Source organism: Pseudomonas sp. GD03875 (genome assembly GCF_029840585.1).
GTDB classification, from domain to species: domain Bacteria; phylum Pseudomonadota; class Gammaproteobacteria; order Pseudomonadales; family Pseudomonadaceae; genus Aquipseudomonas; species Aquipseudomonas paralcaligenes.
The window spans coordinates 67,981-87,367 of the sequence record NZ_JAOCCV010000024.1 but is presented as its reverse complement, the minus strand read 5'-3'; the positions used below and the strand labels follow the sequence as shown (position 1 = coordinate 87,367).

19 protein-coding genes are annotated in these 19,387 nt (G+C 67.8%); 8 read left to right on the top strand and 11 right to left on the bottom strand.

The genetic code is table 11. The annotated features are described in order from the left end of the window. Nucleotides 1–353: hypothetical protein (locus N5D30_RS19145; RefSeq protein ID WP_279910237.1), on the top strand; the 353-nt coding region annotated here is incomplete at its 5' end. On the opposite strand, the gene creB is transcribed toward N5D30_RS19145, so the two are convergent. The 3 genes from creB to N5D30_RS19130 all read right to left on the bottom strand — a co-directional run bounded on the left by creB (nucleotide 344) and on the right by N5D30_RS19130 (nucleotide 4,265). Further along, a complete protein-coding gene (gene creB / locus N5D30_RS19140) occupies nucleotides 344–1,027 on the bottom strand; it encodes a two-component system response regulator CreB (RefSeq protein ID WP_279910236.1) in 684 nt (227 codons plus the stop codon). The two genes, N5D30_RS19145 and creB, sit on opposite strands and share 10 nt — an antisense overlap. 726 nt (nucleotides 1,028–1,753) lie before the next feature. Beyond that, on the bottom strand, nucleotides 1,754–2,866 hold the full coding sequence (locus N5D30_RS19135; protein WP_279910234.1) for a hypothetical protein: 1,113 nt from the start codon (nucleotides 2,864–2,866) through the stop codon (nucleotides 1,754–1,756). 154 nt (nucleotides 2,867–3,020) lie between these two features. Next, nucleotides 3,021–4,265 carry an HD-GYP domain-containing protein gene (locus N5D30_RS19130; RefSeq protein WP_220813736.1) on the bottom strand — a complete coding sequence of 415 codons (1,245 nt, stop codon included), beginning with the start codon at nucleotides 4,263–4,265 and terminating at the stop codon, nucleotides 3,021–3,023. A gap of 209 nt (nucleotides 4,266–4,474) precedes the next feature. Between N5D30_RS19130 and N5D30_RS19125 the strand changes: the two genes are divergently transcribed. The 3 genes from N5D30_RS19125 to N5D30_RS19115 are packed head-to-tail and all read left to right on the top strand — an operon-like array spanning nucleotide 4,475 to nucleotide 8,065. Then, nucleotides 4,475–5,362 carry an acyltransferase gene (locus tag N5D30_RS19125; RefSeq protein ID WP_279910233.1) on the top strand — a complete coding sequence of 296 codons (888 nt, stop codon included), beginning with the start codon at nucleotides 4,475–4,477 and terminating at the stop codon, nucleotides 5,360–5,362. Between the two features lie 59 nt (nucleotides 5,363–5,421). After that, entirely contained in the window at nucleotides 5,422–6,795 is a 1,374-nt protein-coding gene (dbpA, locus tag N5D30_RS19120; protein ID WP_279910232.1) for an ATP-dependent RNA helicase DbpA, read from the top strand. 13 nt (nucleotides 6,796–6,808) lie between these two features. Next, a complete protein-coding gene (locus N5D30_RS19115) occupies nucleotides 6,809–8,065 on the top strand; it encodes a diguanylate cyclase (protein ID WP_220813734.1) in 1,257 nt (418 codons plus the stop codon). On the opposite strand, the gene N5D30_RS19110 is transcribed toward N5D30_RS19115, so the two are convergent. Together N5D30_RS19110 and N5D30_RS19105 are read right to left on the bottom strand one after the other, a co-directional pair. Continuing rightward, a complete protein-coding gene (locus N5D30_RS19110; RefSeq protein WP_279910230.1) occupies nucleotides 8,046–8,780 on the bottom strand; it encodes a transporter substrate-binding domain-containing protein in 735 nt (244 codons plus the stop codon). The two genes, N5D30_RS19115 and N5D30_RS19110, sit on opposite strands and share 20 nt — an antisense overlap. A gap of 441 nt (nucleotides 8,781–9,221) precedes the next feature. Next, nucleotides 9,222–9,761, bottom strand: coding sequence for a hypothetical protein (locus tag N5D30_RS19105; protein WP_279910229.1), 540 nt, complete (start codon nucleotides 9,759–9,761; stop codon nucleotides 9,222–9,224). 91 nt (nucleotides 9,762–9,852) lie between these two features. On the opposite strand from N5D30_RS19105, the gene trmL reads away from it, so the two are divergent. Then, nucleotides 9,853–10,314, top strand: coding sequence for a tRNA (uridine(34)/cytosine(34)/5-carboxymethylaminomethyluridine(34)-2'-O)-methyltransferase TrmL (gene trmL, locus N5D30_RS19100; RefSeq protein ID WP_279910228.1), 462 nt, complete (start codon nucleotides 9,853–9,855; stop codon nucleotides 10,312–10,314). Between the two features lie 45 nt (nucleotides 10,315–10,359). Here the strand turns inward: trmL and secB are convergent, their stop codons facing one another. Genes secB through N5D30_RS19085 form a run of 3 tightly spaced genes read right to left on the bottom strand, consistent with a single transcriptional unit; the run spans nucleotide 10,360 to nucleotide 11,547 of the window. Next, nucleotides 10,360–10,842 carry a protein-export chaperone SecB gene (gene secB / locus N5D30_RS19095; RefSeq protein WP_220813730.1) on the bottom strand — a complete coding sequence of 161 codons (483 nt, stop codon included), beginning with the start codon at nucleotides 10,840–10,842 and terminating at the stop codon, nucleotides 10,360–10,362. A gap of 35 nt (nucleotides 10,843–10,877) precedes the next feature. Beyond that, nucleotides 10,878–11,132 (bottom strand): glutaredoxin 3, encoded by a 255-nt coding sequence (gene grxC / locus N5D30_RS19090; RefSeq protein ID WP_279910227.1) that lies wholly within the window; start codon nucleotides 11,130–11,132, stop codon nucleotides 10,878–10,880. A gap of 1 nt (nucleotide 11,133) precedes the next feature. Further along, nucleotides 11,134–11,547, bottom strand: a complete 414-nt coding sequence (locus N5D30_RS19085; RefSeq protein ID WP_220813728.1) for a rhodanese-like domain-containing protein — start codon at nucleotides 11,545–11,547, stop codon at nucleotides 11,134–11,136. Nucleotides 11,548–11,685: 138 nt separating this feature from the next. Here N5D30_RS19085 and gpmI point away from each other — a divergent pair, with 138 nt between their 5' ends. The 3 genes from gpmI (at nucleotide 11,686) to N5D30_RS19070 (ending at nucleotide 15,924) form a co-directional block, all read left to right on the top strand. After that, a complete protein-coding gene (gene gpmI / locus N5D30_RS19080) occupies nucleotides 11,686–13,221 on the top strand; it encodes a 2,3-bisphosphoglycerate-independent phosphoglycerate mutase (protein ID WP_279910226.1) in 1,536 nt (511 codons plus the stop codon). A gap of 107 nt (nucleotides 13,222–13,328) precedes the next feature. After that, entirely contained in the window at nucleotides 13,329–14,573 is a 1,245-nt protein-coding gene (locus N5D30_RS19075; protein WP_279910225.1) for a murein hydrolase activator EnvC, read from the top strand. Nucleotides 14,574–14,613: 40 nt separating this feature from the next. Further along, nucleotides 14,614–15,924, top strand: coding sequence for a S41 family peptidase (locus tag N5D30_RS19070; RefSeq protein ID WP_279901618.1), 1,311 nt, complete (start codon nucleotides 14,614–14,616; stop codon nucleotides 15,922–15,924). 755 nt (nucleotides 15,925–16,679) lie between these two features. On the opposite strand, the gene N5D30_RS19065 is transcribed toward N5D30_RS19070, so the two are convergent. The 3 genes from N5D30_RS19065 to N5D30_RS19055 all read right to left on the bottom strand — a co-directional run bounded on the left by N5D30_RS19065 (nucleotide 16,680) and on the right by N5D30_RS19055 (nucleotide 19,302). Next, the gene (locus N5D30_RS19065) at nucleotides 16,680–17,438 is read right to left on the bottom strand and encodes an ABC transporter substrate-binding protein (RefSeq protein ID WP_220812708.1); all 759 of its coding nucleotides are present in this window, start codon (nucleotides 17,436–17,438) and stop codon (nucleotides 16,680–16,682) included. Between the two features lie 153 nt (nucleotides 17,439–17,591). Next, entirely contained in the window at nucleotides 17,592–18,347 is a 756-nt protein-coding gene (locus tag N5D30_RS19060) for an ABC transporter substrate-binding protein (RefSeq protein WP_279910224.1), read from the bottom strand. 220 nt (nucleotides 18,348–18,567) lie between these two features. Then, a complete protein-coding gene (locus N5D30_RS19055; RefSeq protein ID WP_279910223.1) occupies nucleotides 18,568–19,302 on the bottom strand; it encodes an ABC transporter substrate-binding protein in 735 nt (244 codons plus the stop codon). Nucleotides 19,303–19,387 lie beyond the last annotated feature (85 nt).

Here is a 19,387-nt window from a genome sequence, read left to right as displayed (position 1 = left end):
TCGAGGTGACGCTGGCCACCCTGCAGCTCGACGCCCTGGCTCGCCTCGGCCGGCACGCCGAACTGCTGCGCCGCGCCGAGCAGGCGGTAGGTGTCGCACACCAACGCAGCGACCTCTACCTGCTGCCGGAAACCCTGCGCCTGCAGGCCGACGCCCTGTTCGCCAGCGACGCCCCAGCGCGCGCCCTGGCCCTGCTGGACGAGGCGGAGGCGCTGGCCGAGCGCTTCGGAGCTGGCTCCCTGAGCCTGCGCCTAGCCGCCACCCGCCAGCGCTGGCAGCCGTCGCCGCAGGCCGAAGCGCGGCTGGAGGAAATGCGGGATCGATACGGGGAGCAGGAGATCGATCAGGCCTGACGAGGGCTGTAGCTGTAGCCCAGGCCCCGGTGGGTCTGGATCGGCTCGGCGTCGGCCGCCACCTGGCGCAGCTTGGCGCGCAGGCTCTTGATGTGGCTGTCGATGTTGCGCTCGTAGCCGGCGTCGGCCGCCACGCCCAAGGCGTCCAGCAACTGCTCGCGGGAGAACACCCGCTCCGGCTGCGCCAGCAGCGTCTGCAGCAGGCGGAACTCGTGGCGGGTCAGCACCAGCAGCTGCTCACGGTAGTGGATCTGCACCCGCTCGGCATCGACCCGGAACGGCGTCCCGTCCCCCGCCGTCTCGGTCGCGCGCGGCGCCATCCGCTTGAGAATGGCCCTGACCCGCGCCGCCACCTCCCGTGGACTGAACGGCTTGACCACGTAATCGTCGGCGCCGATCTCCAGCCCCACCACCCGGTCGATCTCGGCATCCCGCGCGGTGAGGAAGATCACCGGCACCTCCGAGAACCGCCGCAACCGCCGGCACGCCTCGAAACCGCTGATGTCGGGCAGGCCGACGTCCAGGATCAGCAGATCGGCCGGCGTCTGCTGCTGAAACACCAGCGCCGCCTCGGCCAGACTCAGCCAGGTGGTGGTGAAGCCTTCGCCCTGCAGCGCGAACACCAGGGTGTCGGCGATGGCGGCTTCGTCTTCGACGATGAGGATATGAGGCATGGCGTCCGTGCAGGCTGGCATGAAGCCGGCAAGGTGCCGCAACCCGCCACGCCGAGTCAATCGCACTGCGAATCGCCAACCGTTGGCTGCAGCCATAGAAGCAGGAGCCAAGTCCGCGTAGCGGCAGAAGAAAACCATCAAGCAGCTCGGAGTCGGAGTCCCCGTCAGGAGGCCGAGTGAAGGTGTCGCGTAGGGGGACGAGCCGCAGGGATGCGGCGAGAGGCATAACGGGCCATGGATGGCCCGTGTATGCCGTGCCCCCGGAGCGGCACCGGAGGGAGGGGACCCGGAGCGAAGCGTAGGGCCGGATGCCGGGGTGGCCTTCTCTTTGGTTACTTTCTCTTGGCCAAACAAGAGAAAGTGACTCGCCCGGGAGGGCGAAACCAGAAGCATCAGAGCACTCGGCAATCGGTTGAACAACAAAAGCACCGATAAAGGCCGCTCCGGATTCATCCGGGCAACGGAGTTGCCGGTTTATCGGTGCGCGCAGCGCACCCTACGCCCGTCCAGGAATCATGGCCGTGGAAGCACGTTCTGAAAGCGCCGCTTTCATCCCGGGTGGCGAACCCTGCCCGCCACATACAGGCCACTGCAGTACACCACCAGCAGACCACCCACGATCAGCCACTCCTGCACAACCACCTCCCCAGCGAATAGGGTGGGCCACATCCCTGTGGACCCATGAAAATCGAACGAAGGGTGGGCGCCTTCCCTGGCACCCGAAACTCAGAACAGCGGCCAGCGCGGCCGCACGCTGGCGACGAACGCCCGCTCGCCCTCCAGCTGGCCGACCAGCATCTGCCCGTCGGCGCTGACCCCGGTGGCCTGCACCACCGGCACCGCCGCCGCGGCCAGGGAATGTTCGTAGAGCCAGGCCTCCACCGTGCGCATGCCGCCCTCGGCGGTCCACACGAAGCCACGATCCTCGTCGGCCGCGCGGCCGTCGCTGGCCACGCCGACCACCACCGAGCCGTCCGCGCTCACCGCGTTGGCGCGGGAGATCAGCCCGCCGTTCAGCCCGCCGAGCCCGCGCATGCCGGTCTCCTCGCGCCAGACGAAGGCGCGCAGGGCCTCGCCGGCATGGCCGTCGGTGGCGACGCCGACGATGACGCGGCCGTCGGCGCTGACCGCGGTGGCCATGGAGTAGTGGCCGCCGTTGAGGGTGCCGAGGTTGCGCAGCCCCTCCGCCTCGGTCCAGCGCACGGCGCGGCGGGCGTTATCGCGGTCGCCGTCGTCGGCGTAGCCGGCGATCACCCGGCCGTTGGCGCTGACCGAGCAGGCGTGGCTGGTCAGGCCGCCGTTGAGCGCGCCGAGGCTGCGCATGCCGGTGGCGAAGGTCCAGTAGAAGCCGCGGCAGGCGTGGCCGGCCGCGCCGTCGGCGGCATCGCCGACCACCACCAGGCCATCGGCGCTGCAGGCGTAGGCCTGGGAATAGCGCCCGTAGTTGAGCGTGCCGAGGCTGAACACGCCGCCCTGGCGGGTCCAGCGGAAGGCGCGGTCGGCGCCTTCGGCGTCGCCGTCCTCGGCGGTCCCGACCACCACCCGGCCGTAGGCGCTGATCGCCTCGGCGGAGCAGTAGCGCCCGCCGTTCAGGCCGCCCAGCTGTTGCAGGCCGCTGGCGCGGGTCCAGAGGAAGGCGCGCATGCTCAGCGCGTCCGCCGGGTCGGCGAGCATGCCCACCACGTGCAGGCCGTCCGCGCTCACCGCCGCCACCCGCAGGTAGCCATCGCCGGCCAAGCCGGCGATGCGCTCCAGACCGACGAACTCCGGCTCCGCCGCGAGCAGCCGGGCCGTCAGCGCGGGGCTCACGGGCCATGCCTGGTACTTCAGATCCTTCATCCCTCGTCACCGTGTCGTCTGCCGTGGAGTGCAGGCGACGCTCCCCTTTGCTGCTTCTCCCGACACGAGAGCGCCGCCTGCCCCAGCCATCATCCGGAGCAACGTTCGCCCAGCGTTCGCCAGCGAAGAAAAGGTGCGGAAAAGACGCGGAGACTCAGTCGAAGATCGAGCCCTTGCCGGTCGGAATGCCCGACCACAGCTCTTCGATGTTCTTCAAGCCCCACTCCTCGGCGGACTCGCGGCCGACGATCTTGTCGCGGCCGGCCAGCCTGGCCAGGTCGATTACTTCCTGGGGGATCGGCAGCTTCGAGCGGGCGGAGAAGAACACCTTGACCCGCGGCGTGAGCAGCGACTTCTCGTGCTGCTCCACCACCACGCCGAGGCGGCCGCTCTCCAGGCGCACCAGCGAGCCGATGGGGTAGATGCCCATCGACTTGACGAAGGCCTGGAACAGTTGCGGGTCGAAGTGGCCCTTCCACTCGGCCATCTTGCGGATCGACTCGGCCGGGTCCCAGCCCTTCTTGTAGGGGCGGTCCGAGGTGATGGCGTCGTACACGTCGCAGATGGCGCCCATCCGCGCGAACAGGCTGATCTGCTCGCCGGCCAGCCGGTGCGGGTAGCCCGAGCCGTCGAACTTCTCGTGGTGGTGCAGGCATACGTCGAGCACCAGCGCGCTGACCTGGCGGCACTCCAGCAACATCTTCGCGCCGGCCTCCGGGTGGCGGCGCATGGTGCCGAACTCGACGTCGGTGAGCTTGCCCGGTTTGTTGAGGATGGCGTCGGGGATCGCCATCTTGCCGATGTCGTGCAGCAGGCCCGCCTCGCCGGCCTCGCGCACCTGCTCCTCGGGCAGGCCCATCTGCCGCGACAGGGCGATCATCAGGGCGCAGACCGCCACGGAGTGCATGTAGGTGTATTCGTCGGAGGTCTTCAGCCGCGCCAGGCTGATCAGCGCGTTGGGGTGGCGCAGCACCGAGTCGGAGATTTCCTCCACCAGCTCGGCCACGTGCTCCAGCACGATGGCCTGGCCCATGCGGGCATCGCTGAACATCTGCACCACCGCCGCCTTGGACTGGGCGCACAGCTTGAGCGCCCGCTGCACCTCGTGGTCCAGGCTGGTGCGCACCGGCGGGGTGCGGCTCTCGGCGGCCAGCAGGCGCGCCTCGGCCTCCGCCTCGACTTCCTCGAGGCTCTGGCTGACATGCCCGGCCGGCACGTCGAGGCCCTTGCTCACGTCGATCCACACTTCGTTCACGTCGCTGTCCAGCACGCGCTGCAGGTCCCGCTCGTTATCGAGCAGGAAGCGCCCCCGCCAGAAGGGATGGTCCATCCATGAACCGCAGAACTCGTGGATATACATACCGAGCACCAGCTCGGAGACGGCAATACGCTTGAGCACGATGGATGGACCGCTGAATGGTTGTCCGATTCTTTCCCCAGAATACGCCAGGACGAAACGGGGCACATTGCCATCAGCGACTTTTATTTCGCTTTGAGCGCAGCGTCGCGGGCTGCGTGGGCCGGCGCCACGCCATGCGCGGGCGCGAACGGGAGGGACATTTCCCCGCACCCGGCTATCATGGCGCCACCTAGCGACAAGGAGTCCCCATGCGCCGACTGCTCACCGCCTGCAGCGTGGTCCTGCTACTGCTGCTCAACACCCTGGTCCTGATCGGCCCGCTGCTGCTGATCGCCCTGCTCAAGCTGGTGCTGCCCGGCAAGGCGCTGCGCAACGCCTGCTCCCGCGGCGTGATGTGGGTGGCGGAAACCTGGGCCGAGGTCGACAAGCTGATCTTCGCCCTGCTCACGCCGACCGTGTGGGACATCCGCGGCGGCGAGGGGCTGCGCCGCGACCGCTCCTATCTGGTGATCAGCAACCACCAGTCCTGGGTCGACATCCCCGCGCTGGTCCAGGCCTTCAACCGCAAGACGCCCTACTTCAAGTTCTTCCTCAAGCAGCAGCTGATCTGGGTGCCCTTCCTCGGCCTGGCCTTCTGGGCGCTCGACTATCCCTTCATGAAGCGCTACTCCAAGGCCTACCTGGCCAGGCACCCGGAAATGGCCGGCAAGGACCTGGAAATCACCAGGCGCGCCTGCGAGCGCTTCAAAGACCTGCCGGTGACGGTGGTCAACTACCTCGAAGGCACCCGCTTCACCCCGGCCAAGCAGGCTCAGCAGGGTTCGCCCTACCAGCACCTGCTCAAGCCCAAGGCCGGCGGCGTGGCCTTCACCCTGGCCGCCCTGGGTCCGCAGCTGGACGCCCTGCTCGACGTCACCCTGGTCTACCCGGGCCTGCGCCCGCCGGGCTTCTGGAAGCTGATCAGCGGACAGGTGCCGAAGGTGATCATAGACATCCAGACCCGCGAACTGGACCCGGCGCTGTGGGACGGCGACTACGAGCGCGACCCGCAATTCCGCCTGCGCGTGCAGACCTGGGTCAGCCAGCTGTGGCAGGACAAGGACCGGCGCATCGCCGAACTGAAGGAACAGGTCTAGCCCGGCACCGGGCCGGGGCCTGTTACACTTCGGGGCATTATTTCCGTCAGGCCCTTTCCGTGACCACCGCCTTCGCTTCCCTGCCGCTGTCCGCTGCCATGCGCGACAACCTCGCCGCCCTCGGCTACGCCGAGATGACGCCGATCCAGGCCGCCAGCCTGCCGCTGATCCTCGCGGGGCGCGACCTGATCGCCCAGGCCAAGACCGGCAGCGGCAAGACCGCCGCGTTCGGCATCGGCCTGCTGCACCCGCTCAACCCGCGCTTCTTCGGCTGCCAGGCACTGGTGCTGTGCCCGACCCGCGAGCTGGCCGACCAGGTGACCAAGGAGCTGCGCCGCCTGGCCCGCGCCTCGGACAACATCAAGATACTCACCCTCTGCGGCGGCGTGCCGCTGGGCCCGCAGATCGGCTCGCTGGAGCACGGCGCGCACATCGTCGTCGGCACCCCGGGGCGCATCCAGGAACACCTGCGCAAGGGCACCCTGAAGCTCGACGGCCTCAACACCCTGGTGCTGGACGAGGCCGACCGCATGCTCGACATGGGTTTCTTCGACAGCATCGCCGAGGTCATCGAGCAGACCCCGGCGCGACGCCAGACCCTGCTGTTCTCCGCCACCTACCCGGAAGGCATCGGCCAGCTGGCGGCGCGCTTCCTGCGCGAGCCGGAGCGGGTGCAGGTGGAGGCGCTGCACGACGACGGGCAGATCGAGCAGCGTTTCTACGAGATCGAGCCGAACCAGCGCATGGAGGCGGTGATCCGCCTGCTGCGCCACTTCCGCAAGCAGCCGGCGGTGGCCTTCTGCGCTACCCGCCAGCAGTGCGACGAACTGGCCGCCCTGCTCGAATCCGAGAAGATTTCCGCCGCCGCCCTGCACGGCGACCTGGAGCAGCGCGACCGCGACCAGGTGCTGACCCTGTTCGCCAACCGCAGCCTCAGCGTGCTGGTGGCCACCGACGTCGCCGCCCGCGGCCTGGACGTCGCCGGCCTGGAGTTGGTGCTCAACGTCGAACTGGCGCGCGACCCACAGGTGCACATCCACCGTATCGGCCGCAGCGGCCGTGCCGGCGAGAAGGGCCTGGCGCTGTCTCTGGTGACGCCGAGCGAGGCCCATCGCGCCCAGGCCATCGAGGAACTGCAAGGCACACCGCTGACCTGGCAACTGCTCGGCGAGCTGAAGGACAAGGGCGAGCCGCTGCTGCCGCCGATGCACAGCCTGTGCATCGCCTCCGGGCGCAAGGACAAGCTGCGCCCCGGCGACATCCTCGGCGCGCTGACCGGCGACGCGGGCATCCCCGGCGACAAGGTGGGCAAGATCGCCATCTTCGATTACCAGGCCTACGTGGCGGTGGACCGCGCCGTCGCCCGCCAGGCCATGCAGCGCCTGCAGAGCGGCCGGATCAAGGGACGCGCGGTCAAGGTACGGATGATCTAGAGGCGAGACGGCTATGCGCAACATCCTGGTTGTCGAAGACAGCCCGCTGGTACTGAAGATCCTCGACCACCTGTTCCGCCAGGAGCCGGCGCTGCAGCCGCTGTTCTGCGCCTCGCTGGGCGAGGCCCAGGTGCTGCTGGAAACCTCCTCGGCACTGTTCTTCGCCGCCATCGTCGACCTCAATCTGCCCGACGCGCCGAACGGCGAGATCGTCGACCTGGTGATGCAGTACAACCTGCCCTGCATCGTGCTCAGCGGCTCCTACGACGAGCACCGGCGCGACGACCTGCTGCTCAAGGGCGTGGTCGACTACGTGCTGAAGGAGAGCCAGCACTCCTACGAATACGCCTTTCGCCTGCTGCACCGGCTGGAGAGCAACAGCCACGTGAAGATCCTGGTGGCGGAAGACTCCGAGGCCACCCGCCACTTCATCCGCCGGGTGCTGACCCCGCACCTGTACCAGATCATCGACGCCTGCGACGGCGACGAGGCGCTGCGCATCCTGCGCGAGCAGCCGGACATCGATCTGTTCCTGGTCGACCACAGCATGCCCGGCGTCAGCGGCTTCGAACTGGTCAAGCTGCTGCGGCAGAAGATGAAGCGCAACGAGCTGATCATCCTGGGCCTCTCGGCCGACGCCAAGGGCTCGCTCAGCGCCCTGTTCATCAAGCACGGCGCCGACGACTTCCTGCGCAAGCCGTTCTGCCCCGAGGAACTCAACTGCCGGGTGATGTCCTGCCTGGAGCGCCGCGACATGATGCGCGCGCTGAAACAGGCGGCGCTGTTCGACTCGCTGACCGGCCTGTACAACCGCCGCGCCTTCTACGAGCAGGGCGTGGACCTGATACGCCAGGCGCAGAAGGGCGGCCAGGACCTCAGCGTGGCGATGATCGACCTCGACCACTTCAAGACGATCAACGACGAGCACGGCCACGCCAGCGGCGACGCCGCCCTGCTGCAGTTCGCCCGCGCCCTGCGCCAGGCGTTCCCGGACACCCTGCTGGGACGCCTGGGCGGCGAGGAATTCGCCCTGGTCAGCCGTGTCGACGGCGAGACGGTGACCCACACCCTGGACACCCTGCGCCAGCACTGCGCCACCCTGAAGTACGCCCCCGGCGCGCCGCCGCTGGGCTTCAGCGCCGGCGTCTACCACGGCATACCGGACGACCTGGAGAGCCTGCTGCACCTCGCCGACATGCGCCTGTACCAGGCCAAGCGCAGCGGCCGCGGGCGCACCATCGCCAGTGCCCCTACAGGCCGTGACGCCTGAAGATGCGCCGGTAGCTGCCGTCGGCCTTCATCGCGGCGATGGCCGCGTCGAACTCGCGCACGATCTGCCGGTGCAGCGGATGGCTGCGGCGCAGCATGATGTGCAGGCCGTTCTCGCTGAGCGGCGTCTCCACAAACTCCACCGAGCCGCGAATCTCCCGTAGCCCGTGGCGCAGGTGGTAGCGGGCCACCAGCTCGTCCTCCAGGGTCAGCTGCACGCGCCCGGCCGCCAGCATCCGCGCGCCCATGGCGAACTCCAGCACCGGCACCCGGTCCAGCCCGGGCGCCTTGTCGAACGCCGGGTCGTAGCTGTAGCCGCGCACCACCGCGATGCTGAACGGCCTCAGGCTGTCCAGCCCGCGGAACTCGAAGGGCGTGCCGGCGCGGCGCAGGAAGCGGATGCGGTTGACCAGGTAGGGCTCGGAGAACCGTCCGTAGCGGGCCCGCTCGGGGCTGTACCAGGCGGCGACCACCACGTCGTAGTCGCCCTGCTGGAAACCCCTCAGCGCCCTGGCCCAGGGCACTTCCACATATTCGGTGGTATGCCCGGCCCGCTGCAGCGCGGTGGTCACCAGCTCCACCGCCAGGCCGTTCTGGGGCAGGCGCTGGTCGGTGAAGGGCGGCCAGGGATTGCCCGCCAGGCGCAGGTGCTCGGCCGCGACCGGCTGCACCAGCAGCAGGGCGACCCACAGCACCGCGCCACGAAATCCGTTCATAACCGACATCCGACTGCAAAACATCCCAGAGTCCATTGACGTCTCAGCACATATCAAGCCGAAACGCAGGCAGACCCTAAGCCTAGTCAGACGGCCCCCATCACGCGCGGCGCACCTTCGTCGGCGAGCAGCAGATCACAGACAGGGCAGAAAGGTTTTTCGGGCGTCGTCACAAAACTGGCACACCTCCTGCTTAGTATCAGGCAACTGCTTTTTTGGGGACCTTGGTACAGGCAGGCCGGGGAATCCCCTCTTTTACAAGCCAGGCACAAGGGCCACCCTCCGCGGTGGCCCTTGTGCTTTCTGGCGCGACAAAACCGGGAAAACCGCCCGCGACCACGGACCATGCGCCCTCCGCGCCGCCAGTGGCAGGAGCCAACCGAACGGTGGACCGTGACCCCATCCAGTGCAGCGTGCCCAAATCCGATGCACCGTTGCGCTCTACGGCGGGTCCATCCGGGCCTCGATCACCAGCCGCCAGTCGTCGGCGGACGGCAGCGCCCGGTCCAGCACCCGAAGCCCCTCTCCCAGGCCGACCAGCAGGACGTGGACATCGGCGCCACGGGGTTCCACCCGCCAGGACAGGCTGCCGCCCGGCCCCGTCACGCGGCCGCTGCGCGGCTCGCCCGGCAGCTGGGTATCCACCAGGACCAGACTCACCGCGCCGGGCGCCTCGACGCGGCGGTACTCCAGCGGACGTTCCGAGACAAGCTGCAGACGCAGCGCGCCGGCCTCGCTTTCCACCATCACCTGCAGCGGCGGCGTCTGGCGCGGGGGCGGGACGCCGCCCCAGGGAATCTGGCCGTTGACCACGCGCCCGATCATCAGGCCGATCAGGGTCGCCAGCAGCATCACGGCCAGGTACCAGACACTGCCGCGACGCAGGCGCTCGATGCGTTCCCGGCGGGCGATGCGGGCATCCGCCCGCGCCCGCGGATCGTCCTCGACGCGCGCGTCCGTTCTTCTGGCGAACCAGGTCAAGGCGATTCCCCCACCGCAAAGAGCCGCCGTCGCGCGGAATGGCGCCGGCGGCGATGTAGAATGGCGGCCCCGGTCCCGCCGAGCCCCGCCCATGTTTCATGTCGTACTGTTCCAGCCGGAGATTCCTCCGAACACCGGCAACATCATCCGCCTCTGCGCCAACACCGGCTGCCACCTGCACCTGATCGAGCCACTGGGCTTCGAACTGGACGACAAGCGCCTGCGCCGCGCGGGCCTGGACTACCACGAATACGCCACGCTGAAGCGCCACGCATCGCTGGCCGACTGTATCACGGACGTCCAGCCCAACCGGGTGCTGGCCTTCACCACCAAGGCCAGCCACGGCTATGCCCAGATGAGCTACCGCGCCGGCGACCTGCTGCTGTTCGGCCCGGAAAGCCGCGGCCTGCCCGCCGACGTGCTGGCGCAGATCCCGGACGAGCAGCGCCTGCGCATGCCCATGCGTCCCCAGTGCCGCAGCCTCAACCTGTCCAACGCGGTGGCGGTGGTGGTCTACGAGGGCTGGCGCCAGCTGGATTTCGCCGGGGCCTGAAACGCAGAAGCCGCCTTGCGGCGGCTCCTCGACAGCGGCGGGCGATCAGGCCTGGGCGCCGGCTGCTTCCTGCTGACGCTGCAGCTCCTGGGCGTACAGGGCGTCGAAGTTCACCGGCGACAGCATCAGGGCCGGGAAGGAACCGCGGATGACCAGGCTGTCCAGGGTCTCGCGGGCGTAGGGGAACAGGATGTTCGGGCAGAAGGCGCCCAGGGTGTGGCTCATGGAAGCCGGGTCCAGGCCCTGGATCAGGAAGATGCCGGCCTGCTGCACTTCGGCGATGAAGGCGATGTCTTCACCGGTCTTCACGGTGACCGACAGGGTCAGCACCACTTCGAAGAAGTTGCCGTCCAGCTGGCGCTGCTTGGTGTTCAGGTCCAGGGCGACGCTCGGGGCCCACTCCAGGCGGAAGATCTCGGGGCTCTTCGGCGCCTCGAAGGACAGGTCCTTCACATAGATGCGCTGCAGGGAAAACTGAGGGCCTTCGTTGTTCTCGACGGCGGCGCCGTTGGTTGCTTGTTCAGTCATGGCAGTTCTTCTGTACTAGGGGTTTCTGAAAGGGTTCAGGAGCCGAGCAGCGCGTCGAGCCGGCCGGCGCGCTCCAGGGCGAAGAGGTCGTCGCAGCCACCGACATGGGTGGCGCCGATCCAGATCTGCGGCACCGAGGTGCGCCCGGCCTTGCGGGTCATCTCGGCGCGCACGTCCGGCTTGCCGTCCACGCTGACCTCGCGGAAGGCCACGCCCTTGCCGGTCAGCAGCTGCTTGGCGCGGATGCAGTAGGGGCACCAGGCGCTGGAATAGACGACCACCTCGGTCATGTCACTTGACCACCGGCAGGTTGTCGCCGCGCCAGGTGGCGATGCCGCCGGACAGCTTGGCGGCGGTGAAGCCGGCCTTCTTCAGGTCGCGGGCGACGCTGCCGGCGTGCTGGCCCATGGCATCGACCACGATGATGGTCTTGGCCTTGTACTTCTCCAGCTCGGAGAGACGGCCAGCGACCTTGTCGAACGGAATGTTCAGCGCGTCGACGATATGGCCGGCGGAGAAGTCCTTGCTGTTGCGAATGTCCAGCACCACGCCTTCGTCCCGGTTCACCAGCGCCGTCAGCTCGCGGCTCGACAGGCTCTGCCCGCCCTTGCGCAGCTCGGTGACCAGCAGCAGCACCGCCAGCACGACGAAGCATCCACTCAATACATAGTGGTTAGTGGCAAATTCAATCAGTTGGGCCAGCATCGCGAGGTTCCAAAGCCTAAAATGGCGGCCAGTATACACAGCGCGCCCATCGGGCCAAGCCCCGCCCGGCGGTGACGCAGCGGGTGTTCCGCCGGTAGAATGCCCGACCTTTTTGATCACCACAGCGAGCCAGCCTTCATGAGCGCCACGCCCAAACCCCTGGTCCTGATCATCCTCGACGGCTTCGGCCACAGCGACAGCCCCGAATACAACGCCATCCACGCCGCCCGCACCCCAGTCTACGACCGCCTGCGCGCCACCTACCCGCACGGCCTGATCTCCGGCAGCGGCATGGACGTGGGCCTGCCGGACGGGCAGATGGGCAACTCCGAGGTCGGTCACATGAACCTCGGCGCCGGCCGCGTGGTGTATCAGGACTTCACCCGGGTGACCAAGGCGATCCGCGACGGCGAGTTCTTCGAGAACGTCGAGATCAACGCCGCGGTGGACAAGGCAGTGGGCGCCGGCAAGGCCGTGCACATCCTCGGCCTGCTCTCCGACGGCGGCGTGCACAGCCACCAGGACCACATCGTGGCCATGGCCGAGCTGGCCGCCCGGCGTGGCGCCGAGAAGATCTACCTGCACGCCTTCCTCGACGGCCGCGACACCCCGCCGAAGAGCGCGCAGCCCTCGCTGGAACTGCTCGACGCCACCTTCGCCCGTCTCGGCAAGGGCCGCATCGCCAGCCTCACCGGCCGCTACTTCGCCATGGACCGCGATAACCGCTGGGACCGCGTCGAGCAGGCCTACCACCTGATCGTCGAGGGCCAGGGCCAGTTCGCCGCCGCCAGCGCCGTCGAGGGCCTGGAAGCCGCCTACGCGCGCGGCGAGAGCGACGAGTTCGTCAAGGCCACCACCATCGGCGCGCCGGTGAAGGTGGAAGACGGCGACGCCGTGGTATTCATGAACTTCCGCGCCGACCGCGCCCGCGAGCTGACCCGCGCCTTCGTCGAGCCCGGCTTCAAGGAATTCGAGCGCAAGCGCGTGCCGCAACTGGCCGGCTTCGTCATGCTGACCCAGTACGCCGCCACCATCCCGACGCCCAGCGCCTACAAGCCGGAACCGCTGACCAACGTGCTCGGCGAGTACCTGGCCAACAACGGCAAGACCCAGCTGCGCATCGCCGAGACCGAGAAGTACGCCCACGTCACCTTCTTCTTCTCCGGCGGCCGCGAAGAGCCCTTCGCCGGCGAGGAGCGCATCCTGATCCCATCGCCCAACGTCGCCACCTACGACCTGCAGCCGGAGATGAGCGCGCCGGAAGTGACCGACAAGATCGTCGACGCCATCGACAACCAGCGCTTCGACGTGATCGTGGTCAACTACGCCAACGGCGACATGGTCGGGCACACCGGCGTGTTCGAGGCGGCGGTCAAGGCCGTGGAAACCCTGGACACCTGCGTCGGCCGCATCGTCGAGGCGCTGGACAGGGTCGGCGGCGAGGCCCTGATCACCGCCGACCACGGCAACGTCGAGCAGATGGAAGACGAGTGCACCGGCCAGGCGCACACCGCCCACACCTGCGAGCCGGTGCCCTTCATCTATGTCGGCAAGCGCCCGGCGCGCATCCGCGAAGGCGGCGTGCTGGCCGACGTGGCGCCGACCCTGCTGACCCTGATGGGCATGCCGGTGCCGGCGGAAATGACCGGCACCACCATCGTCCAGCTGCAATAACCCGGAGCAATCCGTGAAACGCTCGCCGGCTGCCGCCTGCGGGCGTTTTTTTTGCGCGGCGCCACGGGCATACTAGGCCGTCCTCGCTCCAGGTGCCCGCATCGCCCATGTTCCGCGCCCTCGCCCTCGTACTCCTGTCCTGCCTTGTCGTCCCGGCCTTCGCCGACGAGAAGGCGGAAACCCAGAAGCAGCTGGAAGCCGCCCGCGCCGACGTGGCCGAGCTGAAGAAACTGCTGGAGAAGCTGCAGCAGGAGAAATCCGGCGTGCAGAAGGAGCTGCAGCGCACCGAGAAGGAAATGGGCGGCCTGGAGAAACAGGTCAAGGGCCTGGAAGGCGAACTGAAGAAGAGCGAGGAAGAGCTGAAGCGCCTCGACCAGGAGAAAAAAAAACTCCAGCAGTCGCGCCTTGAGCAGCAGCGGCTGATCGCCATCCAGGCGCGCGCCGCCTACCAGAGCGGCCAGCGGGAACCGCTGCGCCTGCTGCTCAACCAGCAGCAGCCGGAGCAGTTCTCGCGCAACCTCACCTACTACGACTACCTGGGCAAGGCCCGCCTGGAGCAGCTCGGCGCCTTCAACGAGACCCTGCGCCAGCTGGCCAACGTCGAGCAGGACATCGCCAGCCAGCAGGCCCAGCTGCAGGAACAGAAGAGCGCCCTGGACACTCGCCGCGGCGAACTGGCCAACGTGCGCAAGGAGCGCCAGGTGGCGCTGGCCAAGCTGAACAAGGAATACGGCGCCGGCGACCGCAAGCTCAAGGCGCGAGAGCAGGAACAGATCGAGCTATCCCGCGTTCTCAAGACCATCGAGGAAACCCTGGCCCGCCAGGCCCGCGAAGCCGAGGAGGCCCGTCGCCTGGCCGCGCTGGAGGCGCAGAAGGCGCGCGAGTCAGGCAGGCCCTCTACCCCGTCCGGCCCGGCGGTCTCCAGCGACGGCGCGGCCTTCGGCGGTCCCTTCGCCAAGGCCAAGGGCAAGCTGCCGTGGCCGGTCAACGGCCGCCTGGTGGCGCGCTTCGGCTCGCCGCGCGCCGGCGATTCACGCTCCACCTGGGACGGCGTGCTGATCGGCGCCGGCGCAGGCAGCCAGGTACACGCGGTGCACGGCGGGCGCGTGGTGTTCGCCGACTGGTTGCGTGGCGCCGGGCTTCTGGTCATCCTCGATCACGGGAACGGTTACCTGAGCCTGTATGGTCACAATCAGAGCCTGTTGAAGGACGCCGGTGACATCGTCAAGGCAGGAGAAGCCATCGCCACGGTCGGCACCAGCGGTGGCCAGGATACCCCGGCGCTGTACTTCGCCATCCGCCAGCAGGGCCGCCCGAGCGACCCCGCGCAGTGGTGCCGCGCCCAGGGCTGACGGCCAGCGACGTCGGTGCCTCATTACATTGGGAGTTCACATGCAGCAATTCCGTCGCCTCACCCCCATCGCCCTGGCCCTCGGCCTGCTGCTCGGCGGCACGGCCGCGGCGGCCGCAGAAGTGGTCGAGGCGCCCGCCACCGCGACCGACGCCAAAGCACCGCTGCCGCTGGACGAGCTGCGCACCTTCGCCGAGGTGATGGACCGCATCAAGGCCGCCTACGTGAAGCCGGTGGACGACAAGACCCTGCTGGAGAACGCCATCAAGGGCATGCTCAGCAATCTCGACCCGCACTCGGCCTACCTCGAGCCGGAAGCCTTCGCCGAGCTGCAGGAAAGCACCAGCGGCGAGTTCGGCGGTCTCGGTATCGAGGTCGGTACCGAGGACGGCTTCATCAAGGTGGTCTCGCCGATCGACGATACGCCTGCCTCCAAGGCCGGCATCCAGCCGAGCGACCTGATCGTCAAGATCGACGGCCAGCCGACCAAGGGCATGTCGCTGATGGAGGCGGTGGACAAGATGCGCGGCAAGGCCGGCAGCAAGATCAGCCTGACCCTGGTGCGCGAGGGCGGCCGCCCGTTCGACGTCGAGCTGACCCGCGCGGTGATCAAGGTGCGCAGCGTGAAGAGCCAGATGCTGGAGGATGGCTACGGGCTGATCCGCATCACCCAGTTCCAGGTCAACACCGGCGAGGAAGTCGGCAAGGCCCTGGCCAAGCTGCGCAAGGACAACGGCAAGAAGCTGCGCGGCCTGGTGCTGGACCTGCGCAACAACCCCGGCGGCGTGCTGCAGGCCGCGGTCGAGGTGGCCGACCACTTCCTCAAGCAGGGCCTGATCGTCTACACCGAGGGCCGCATCGCCAACTCCGAGCTGCGCTTCAACGCCGACCCGGTCGACGCCAGCGAGGGCGTGCCGCTGGTGGTGCTGATCAACGGCGGCAGCGCCTCGGCCTCGGAAATCGTCGCCGGCGCCCTGCAGGACCACAAGCGCGGCGTGCTGATGGGCACCGACAGCTTCGGCAAGGGCTCGGTGCAGACCGTGCTGCCGCTGAACAACGACCGCGCCCTGAAGCTGACCACCGCCCTCTACTACACGCCCAACGGCCGCTCCATCCAGGCCCAAGGCATCATCCCGGACATCGAGGTGACGCGCGCCAAGCTGACCCGCGAGGACGGCGGCGAGCTGATCAAGGAAGCCGACCTGGCCGGCCACCTGGGCAACGGCAACGGCGGTGAAGACCGCCCGACCGGCAGCCGCAAGAAACAGGACCCGCGCCCGCAGGACGACGACTACCAGCTGAGTCAGGCGCTCAACCTGCTCAAGGGGCTGAGCGTCACCCGCGGCGACTGACCCCGGGGGCGGAAACGAAAAAAACCGGGCGATGCCCGGTTTTTTCTTGGCCATGTCCCCGTGACGTGCTGGTGGCGCAATCCTGCTTTCGTGGGCACGGCGCGGCTGGGTGGCATTCCAATTGGCCGCGAAATTCGCGGATAAATCCGCTCGCAGCATTTAACGGGGACATCGTCTTTTATTGGCTATGACCCCGTTGCGGGTTGCAGATACTACAGCTGCCCTGCGGAAGCGGCCTGCCTGGGCGCCGGTAGGGTGGTTGGGCCACAGGCCGTAACCACCAGCGCAATCGACCGCGCCACCGCAGGCGGGTTACGCCGGCAAGCGGCTACCCTACGTGCTGCGCAGTCAAGCCCCTCTATCTGAACGCTGCAGCTGCCTGCCCCTGGATTCCCGCCTGCGCGGGAATGACAGTTTCGGAAGAAACTCCCCCCTACCTCGTCATCCCCGCGCAGGCGGGGACCCAGAATGAGTCAGAGCACTACAACACGTAACGGGTACAGAGTCTTTTTTATTGGCCATGTACCCGTTACGTGTTGGTGGCGTAATTCTGCTCTTGTGGGAGCGGCTGGGCGGCATTCCGATTGGCCGCGAAATTCGCGGATAAGGCCGCTCCCACAAGGTGTGCAACAACTAACGGAGACACAGACTTTTTATTGGTCGTATACACGCCACCGCGGCCCGCTCTCGTAGGGTGCGCCATGCGCACCAGCCACCGCGAACGGCAGCAGTGCGCACGACGCACCCTACGCGGATCACTGCACGTAGTTCTGGAAGATCTGGTCGACCTTGCCGCTGGCGCGCAGGCCATCCAGGGCCTTCTGCAGGCGCTCGACCACCTCGTCGGGGGTCTCCGGGTTGAGGGCCAGGTACAGCTCGGTGTTGTCGAAGCGCAGCACGGTCTTCAGGCCGGTGATGCCCTCCTGCTTGGCCAGGTAGCGGCCGGCGGGATCGCCGGTGGCCCAGAGGTCGATCTTGCCTTCCTGCAGCTTGTGGGCGTTCTCCTGGTCGCGCAGCGAACTGATCGGCTGCAGGCCCTGGCCGAGCAGGTGCTCCTCGATGGCGTCACCCTTGTAGGCGCCGACCCGGTAGGACTTGGCCTGCTCCAGGCTGATCAGGTTGATGGTGCTGTCGGCCCGGGCCAGCATCACCCAGTCGTCCGGCCCGATGGGGCCGACCCACTTGAACAGCCTTTCCCGCTCCGGCAGCTTGGCCATCACGAAGGCGCCGTGGTCGGGGTTCTCCAGGGCCATCTTGTAGACCCGCGCCCAGGGGAAACGCAGGGTCATGTGGTAGCCGATGCCGGCACTCTTGAACATCTCGCGCACCACGTCCACGGCGATGCCGCTGAGGTTTTCCTCGCGGGCGAAGTTCTTGCCGTTGGTGGCCATGTTGTAGGGCGGGAAGTTCTCGGTCAGCAGCACCACCTTGTAGTCGGCGGGCAGTTCGGCTCGCGCCAGGGTGGACAGCAGCAGGCCTGCGCCCAGCAACACCATGGTCAGTCGCTTCAACAACATATCCGTATCCTTGACAGTCGGGGAAGGCGGGAGAGCGGGCCGCTCTCCTGTGCCCTGAACGTGGCCATCAGCCAACCGGAGCGGCAGAAGGTTAGCACGAACCACCGGGCGGTGGCGGCGCGCAGGCCCTCACCGGCCGGCCGCCGCGGCTTATAGATAGTTGCTGGTGATCTCGTCGACGAAGCCTTCGGCGCGCAGCTCGTCCAGGGCCTTCTGCAGGCGCTGGACCACCTCGTCCGGGGTTTCCTGGTTCAGCGCCAGGAACAGCTCGGCGCTGTTGAAGCGCAGCACCACCTGCAGGCCGCTGGCGCCTTCCTGCTTGGCCAGGTAGCGGCCGACCGGGTCGGTGGTCGCCCACAGGTCGATCTTGCCGCTCATCAGCTTGGCGACGTTTTCCTGGTCGCGCAGCGAGTTGACCGGCGTGAGGCCCTTGCTTTCCAGGTGCTGGCTGACGGCATCGTTCTTGTAGGCGCCGATGGTGTACTGGCGGGCCTCGTCCAGGCTGTTGACCTTGATCGTGCTGCCCGGCGCGGCGAGCAGCACCCACTCGCTCTTGGCCAGCGGGCCGACCCACTTGAACAGCGGCTTGCGCTCTTCCGTGAAGGTGGTGGAGAACAGGCCGTAGTTAGGCTTGTCCAGGGTCAGGCGATAGATGCGGTCCCAGGGGAAGCGCAGGCTGAGGTTGTAGTTGATGCCCGCGCGCTTGAACACCTCGCGCACGATATCGGCGCTGATGCCGTCGATGCTGTCGTCGCGGGCGAAGTTCTTCTCGTCGATGGCCATGTTGAACGGCGGGAAGTTCTCCGTCAGCAGGATCATCTTGTAGTCGTCGGAGACTTCGGCTCGCGCGCCGCCGGCCAGCGCCAGCAGCGCCAGGAACAGCGCCTTGTGCAGATACTTCAACATTGCAGTACAGCTCCAGAGTTGTGGTTGTTCGGGCGACTTCTCTGCAAGTGGCCGTGCGCACACGGGTGGCACGGCTGAAGCGCGCATAGTGCCACGCCAGGATGACAGCACATGGAACTACGTCACGGCGGCCAGCGCCGGAGAAATCGCTCCCGGCGATCACGCAAGAAGCGAACCAGATGCGACGACACGGCGCCCACCCAAGTGTAGGCGGCGAAACTCAATACTTCTGGGAAATGGCCTGCAGGCGACCCTCGCCGCGCAGTTGCTCCAGGGCGGTGCGCAGCTTGTCCACGGTGGCGTCCGGCGTCTGCTTGTTGAGCGCCAGATAGAGGTCGCCGCGACCGAAGGTCAGCACCACGCGGAAGTCCGCGTAGCCCTGCTGGCGGGCCAGGTACTGGCCGGCCACCGAGGAGGTCACCCACAGGTCGATCTGGCCTTCGGCCAGGCGCACCGGGTTCTCCTTGTCGTAGAGCGACTGCTGCACCTGCAGGCCGCTCTCGACCACCTTCTCGCTGGGCGCGTCGCCCTTGTAGCCGCCCAGCCGGTACTGGCCGGCCTGGTCCAGGCTGGTCAGCTGGATCGGCGAGTCGGCGCGGGCGAGCAGCACCCAGTCCTCGCCGGCGATGGGGCCGACCCACTTGAACAGGTCTTCGCGCTCGGCGGTGCGCGCCACCGAGAACAGGCCGTAGCCGGCCTCGTTGAGCGCCTGGGTGTAGACCCGCTCCCAGGGGAAGCGGAGGATCTGCTGGCATTCGATGCCGGCGCGCTCGCAGATGAGGCGCGTGGTCTCGGTACTGATGCCGGTGATGCCGTCGTCGCGGGCGAAATTGCCGCCGCTGACGGCCATGTTGAAGGGGGGAAGATTCTCAGTGAGCAGCACCAGCGATTCGGCGCGCGCCAGAGTGGTGCCGACCAACAGCAGGAACAGGGCCAGCAGCCTGGAGAGCAGCATAGGGACTCCTTGTCGAAGAGGGGTTCGCCGTGGCGAACAGACCCTCCTATTCTAGCCGGCCATGGTCATGGCCGGTTAGCGACTC

Coding starts and splice junctions, on each gene's coding strand:
- creB (WP_279910236.1), bottom strand. CDS start 1,027: ATGCCTCATATCCTCATCGTCGAAGACGAAGCCGCCATCGCCGACACC.
- N5D30_RS19135 (WP_279910234.1), bottom strand. CDS start 2,866: ATGAAGGATCTGAAGTACCAGGCATGGCCCGTGAGCCCCGCGCTGACG.
- N5D30_RS19125 (WP_279910233.1), top strand. CDS start 4,475: ATGCGCCGACTGCTCACCGCCTGCAGCGTGGTCCTGCTACTGCTGCTC.
- N5D30_RS19115 (WP_220813734.1), top strand. CDS start 6,809: ATGCGCAACATCCTGGTTGTCGAAGACAGCCCGCTGGTACTGAAGATC.
- N5D30_RS19110 (WP_279910230.1), bottom strand. CDS start 8,780: ATGAACGGATTTCGTGGCGCGGTGCTGTGGGTCGCCCTGCTGCTGGTG.
- trmL (WP_279910228.1), top strand. CDS start 9,853: ATGTTTCATGTCGTACTGTTCCAGCCGGAGATTCCTCCGAACACCGGC.
- secB (WP_220813730.1), bottom strand. CDS start 10,842: ATGACTGAACAAGCAACCAACGGCGCCGCCGTCGAGAACAACGAAGGC.
- grxC (WP_279910227.1), bottom strand. CDS start 11,132: ATGACCGAGGTGGTCGTCTATTCCAGCGCCTGGTGCCCCTACTGCATC.
- N5D30_RS19085 (WP_220813728.1), bottom strand. CDS start 11,547: ATGCTGGCCCAACTGATTGAATTTGCCACTAACCACTATGTATTGAGT.
- gpmI (WP_279910226.1), top strand. CDS start 11,686: ATGAGCGCCACGCCCAAACCCCTGGTCCTGATCATCCTCGACGGCTTC.
- N5D30_RS19075 (WP_279910225.1), top strand. CDS start 13,329: ATGTTCCGCGCCCTCGCCCTCGTACTCCTGTCCTGCCTTGTCGTCCCG.
- N5D30_RS19070 (WP_279901618.1), top strand. CDS start 14,614: ATGCAGCAATTCCGTCGCCTCACCCCCATCGCCCTGGCCCTCGGCCTG.
- N5D30_RS19060 (WP_279910224.1), bottom strand. CDS start 18,347: ATGTTGAAGTATCTGCACAAGGCGCTGTTCCTGGCGCTGCTGGCGCTG.
- N5D30_RS19055 (WP_279910223.1), bottom strand. CDS start 19,302: ATGCTGCTCTCCAGGCTGCTGGCCCTGTTCCTGCTGTTGGTCGGCACC.